Below are 4,884 nucleotides of genomic sequence, written 5' to 3' on the forward strand. Positions count from 1 at the left end.
CCCTTTCCAGCTGGAAAGGGATTGATATCAGAGCGCTACCTGCTCCATCGCCTGCAAAATACGCTTATCGGAAATAGGATACGGGGTTCCCAGCTGCTGGGCAAAATAGCTGACGCGCAGCTCTTCTATCATCCAGCGGATCTCCTGCACCTCTTCGTTCTCGCGGCTGGCCGGCGGTAGCTTGTTCAACCACTGCTGCCATGCCTGCTGCACGCTTTCCACTTTCAGCATTTGCGCACGATCGCGGTGAGGATCGATAGCCATTTTTTCCAGCCGCTTCTCGATAGCCTGCAGGTAACGCAGCGTGTCGCCGAGGCGCTTATAGCCGTTGCCGGTCACAAAACCTCGGTAAACCAGGCCGCTCATCTGCGCCTTAACATCCGACAGGCCAAGCGCCATGGTCATATCCACACGCCCTTTCAGCCGTTTGTTGATGTTAAATACCGCAGTAAGGATCTGCTCGACCTGTTTGGCAATCTCAACCACCGTGTCGTTCAACTCTGCGCGTACTTTTTCATGCAGCACCGCAAACCCTTCTTCGCTCCAGACCGGCCCGCCATTTTGCGCAATCAGCTTATCAATACCGCAGGAAATGCAGTCGTCGATAAGCTCCAGCACTTTGCCGTACGGGTTAAAGTAGAGGCCAAGCTTGGCTTTATTCGGCAGCTTTTCATGCAGGTATTTCACCGGCGACGGAATGTTCAGCAGCAGCAGACGGCGCAGCCCGCGCCACATCGCCTGTTGCTGTTCGAGCGGATTATCAAACAGCTTAATCGCCACGCTCTCTTTTTCATCCACCAACGCCGGGAAGGCCTTCATCCGGTAGTTGCCGCGTTTCTGCTCATAGCTTTCAGGCAGCGAACCAAAACTCCAGATGTGCAGCCCGCTCTGCTCGATGCCGTCGTCCGCCACCGCGGACAGCGTCTGCTGAACCTTATCTTTCAGGCCGCCCTTCAGCTCGCTAAGGTCTTTACCCTCTTTCAGCTTTTTATTGTGCTCGTCCACTACGCGGAAGGTCATTTTCAGGTGATCGGGCACCTGATCCCAGTGCCAGTCTTCCCGGTCAATGGTCACGCCCGCCATACGGCGGAATTCGCGCTCAAGGCTGTCCAGCAGCGGGAGTTCCAGCGGCGTAGCCCGGCCTAAAAACGCTTCCGCATAGTTAGGGGCCGGGACAAAGTTGCGTCGCACCGGCTTCGGCAGAGACTTGATCAGGGCGATAATCAGTTCACGGCGCACGCCAGGGATCTGCCACTCAAAACCGGCCTCCTCAACCTGATTAAGCAACGGCAGAGGGATATGAACCGTTACGCCGTCGGCGTCCGCGCCAGGCTCAAACTGATAGGTCAGGCGCAGCTTCAGGTTGCCCTGATGCCAGAAGTTCGGGTAGTCCAGCTTGCTGACCTGCTCCGCGCCTTCCCTGATCAGCATATTTTTTTCGAAATTCAGCAGATCCGGCGTTTCGCGGCCAGTTTTTTTCCACCAGCTATCGAAATGGCGCGCGGAAATCACCTCATGAGAGATGCGCTGGTCATAAAACTCAAACAGCGTTTCGTCGTCCACCAGGATGTCACGGCGGCGAGATTTATGCTCAAGATCTTCGATTTCTGCCCGCAGCTTGAGGTTATCGCGGAAGAAAGCGTGACGGGTTTGCCAGTCGCCCTCCACCAGGGCGTGGCGGATAAACAGCTCGCGGCACAGCGCCGGGTCAATGTCGCTGTAGTTCACCTTACGCGCCGCCACAATCGGCAGGCCATAAAGCGTGACTTTTTCCTGCGCCATCACCGCGCCCTGGGCTTTCTCCCAGTGCGGCTCGCTGTAGGAGCGCTTAATCAGATGCTGCGCCAGCGGCTCAATCCATTCTGGATCGATACGGGCAGCGATGCGCCCCCACAGGCGGCTGGTTTCCACCAGCTCGGCCACCATCGTCCACTTCGGTGGTTTTTTAAATAAGCCGGAGCCAGGGAAGATGGAGAAACGAGCGTTTCGCGCCCCGGTATACTCCTGTTTTTCCGTGTCTTTCTGCCCGATGTGGGACAAGAGCCCCGTCAGCAACGCCGAGTGTACCGCGCGGAAGTCGCCGGGTTCACTGTTCACCGGCAGGCCAAGCTCTTTCACCACCTGCCGCAGCTGGGTATAAATATCCTGCCATTCGCGAACGCGGAGGTAGTTCAGGAAATCCAGCTTGCACTGGCGGCGGAACTGATTCGACGAGAGCGCTTTTTGCTGCTCGCCGAGGTAGTTCCACAGGTTCACGTAAGCCAGGAAGTCTGACTCTTTATCGTGGAAACGGCGATGTTTCTCGTCCGACGCCTGCTGCTTGTCCATCGGGCGCTCGCGCGGGTCCTGAATAGACAACGCGGAGGTAATGATCATCACCTCACGCACGCAGCCAAACCTCTGCGCTTCCAGCACCATTTTGGCGAGGCGCGGGTCGACCGGCAGCTGTGAGAGCTGGCGACCAGATGGCGTCAGTTTATAGACGCTGTGATCTTCATCGCTGGTAATGGCGCCCAGCTCTTCCAGCAGGCGTACGCCGTCCTGGATATTGCGCTTATCCGGCGCTTCAACGAACGGAAACGCCTGAATATCGCCCAGCCCCAGCGCCGTCATCTGCAAAATGACCGACGCGAGGTTGGTTCGCAGAATTTCCGGGTCGGTAAACTCAGGGCGCGACAGGAAGTCGTCTTCGGAGTAAAGACGAATACAGATCCCTTCCGACACGCGACCGCAGCGGCCTTTACGCTGGTTGGCCGAAGCCTGAGAAACCGGCTCAATCGGCAGGCGCTGGACTTTGGTTCGGTAGCTGTAGCGGCTAATACGCGCCGTACCCGGGTCGATAACGTACTTAATACCCGGCACGGTCAGCGAGGTTTCCGCGACGTTGGTCGCCAGCACAATACGCCGCCCGACGTGGGCCTGGAAAACGCGGTTCTGCTCGCTGTTGGACAGGCGAGCATAGAGCGGCAGGATTTCCGTATGCGGCAAATTAAGCTTCGTCAGCGCGTCTGCGGTATCGCGAATTTCCCGCTCGCCGCTCATGAAGATCAGAATATCGCCCGCGCTTTCATGGCCAAGCTCGTCAACGGCATCGAAAATCGCCTGCAGCTGATCGCGGTCGGTATCGTCGTTGTCTTCGACCATCGGGCGGTAGCGCACTTCCACCGGATAAGTGCGGCCCGAAACTTCGATAATCGGCGCGTTATTAAAGTGGCGCGAGAAGCGTTCCGGGTCGATAGTTGCCGAGGTAATAATTATCTTCAGATCGGGGCGCTTCGGCAGCAGCTCGCGCAGGTAGCCGAGCAGGAAGTCGATATTCAGGCTGCGTTCGTGGGCTTCATCGATGATGATGGTGTCGTACTGCATCAGCAGCCTGTCCTGCTGAATTTCAGCCAGCAGGATCCCGTCCGTCATCAGCTTGACCATGGTGTTATCGCCGACGTGGTCGGAGAAACGTACCTTGTAGCCTACGCAGCCGCCGGGTTCGGTTTGCAGCTCTTCCGCAATACGGTTTGCCACGGTACGCGCCGCCAGGCGGCGAGGCTGAGTGTGGCCAATCAGGCCTTTAACACCGCGCCCCAGCTCCATGCAGATTTTTGGCAACTGGGTGGTTTTGCCCGAGCCGGTTTCACCCGCCACGATCACCACCTGGTTTTCGCGCACGGCATTAAGAATGTCCTGTTTTTTCTGGCTGACGGGCAGGTTTTCAGGATAGGTAATCGCCGGCCGCGCGGCTTCGCGCAGCAGCACTTTAGCCGCCGCGGCGTCTATTTCTGCGGCCAGCGTGTCGAATAAGGCCTGCTGAGAATCAGCGTTTTTAATTTTCTTCGCGCCGTGAAGACGGCGAGAAAAGCGTTGTCTGTCGCGGAGCATCAGCCCGTCAAGACGGGCAAACAAAGAGGACAGCGAGGGTTTAGTCATTTCCATTTTATCTATCGTTATTTCGCTACCGGGCACAACCGGATAAGTCACGGCGTTGATTTCAGCTATTTTACCACACCCCGATTTTTAGCGCCTTGTTCAATAAATTCGAATATAGGGTTCGATATATTGCGCTATCTCTGTAATCGGATTGTGAATACATTAAGTCCTAGCGAACGGGCACATTGTCCGACTGACCAAACACTAAGGAATCACCCCATGAGCAAAGTATTAGTTCTGAAATCCAGCATCCTGGCAGGTTACTCTCAGTCCAACCAGCTGTCCGACTATTTTGTTGAACAATGGCGTGAAAAACACAGCGCTGACGAAATCACCGTTCGTGACCTGGCAGCAAACCCAATTCCGGTGCTGGATGGCGAACTGGTCGGTGCTCTGCGCCCTTCTGATGCGGCACTGACGCCGCGCCAGCAGGAAGCTCTGGCGCTGTCTGATGAGCTGATTGCCGAACTGAAAGCGCACGACGTGATTGTGTTCAACGCGCCGATGTACAACTTCAACATCCCTACCCAGTTGAAGAACTACTTCGACCTGGTGGCTCGCGCTGGCGTCACCTTCCGTTACACCGAGAAAGGCCCTGAAGGCCTGGTGACCGGCAAACGTGCCCTGGTTGTGACCAGCCGCGGCGGGATCCACAAAGACACCCCAACCGACCTGCTGGTGCCATACCTGAACGTGTTCCTGGGCTTCATCGGGATCACCGACGTGAACTACGTGTTTGCTGAAGGTTTTGGTTACGGCCCGGAAGTGGCTGCTAAAGCACAAACTGATGCGAAAGCCGCTATCGACAGCATCGTTGCTGCGTAAGATTTGTTCCTGGAGTGACTAACCCTCACCCTGCGCTGTGTCTTAGTCACAAATACGCTCTATGAAGGACTGCCCAAGTTTCCGTTCACTTCCAGTCCTGCTTCACATGTCACCATTCTACCGGTGAACGTCTCGGGA

The 4,884-nt window shown here is 56.4% G+C and carries 2 protein-coding genes; one reads left to right on the forward strand and one right to left on the reverse strand.

The genetic code is table 11. The features are described 5' to 3' along the window. Positions 1–27 precede the first annotated feature (27 nt). A complete protein-coding gene (gene hrpA / locus HX778_RS23320; RefSeq protein ID WP_038472844.1) occupies positions 28–3,927 on the reverse strand; it encodes an ATP-dependent RNA helicase HrpA in 3,900 nt (1,299 codons plus the stop codon). A gap of 213 nt (positions 3,928–4,140) precedes the next feature. On the opposite strand from hrpA, the gene azoR reads away from it, so the two are divergent. Next, a complete protein-coding gene (azoR, locus tag HX778_RS23325; protein ID WP_008459208.1) occupies positions 4,141–4,746 on the forward strand; it encodes an FMN-dependent NADH-azoreductase in 606 nt (201 codons plus the stop codon). Positions 4,747–4,884: the final 138 nt, after the last annotated feature.

It is taken from the genome of Cedecea sp. P7760, assembly GCF_013386425.1.
GTDB classification, from domain to species: Bacteria; Pseudomonadota; Gammaproteobacteria; order Enterobacterales; family Enterobacteriaceae; genus Cedecea; species Cedecea selenatireducens.

What these genes read in the sequence shown, in the direction of transcription:
- hrpA (WP_038472844.1), bottom strand. Translation starts at nt 3,927, where the DNA reads ATGGAAATGACTAAACCCTCGCTGTCCTCTTTGTTTGCCCGTCTTGAC.
- azoR (WP_008459208.1), top strand. Translation starts at nt 4,141, where the DNA reads ATGAGCAAAGTATTAGTTCTGAAATCCAGCATCCTGGCAGGTTACTCT.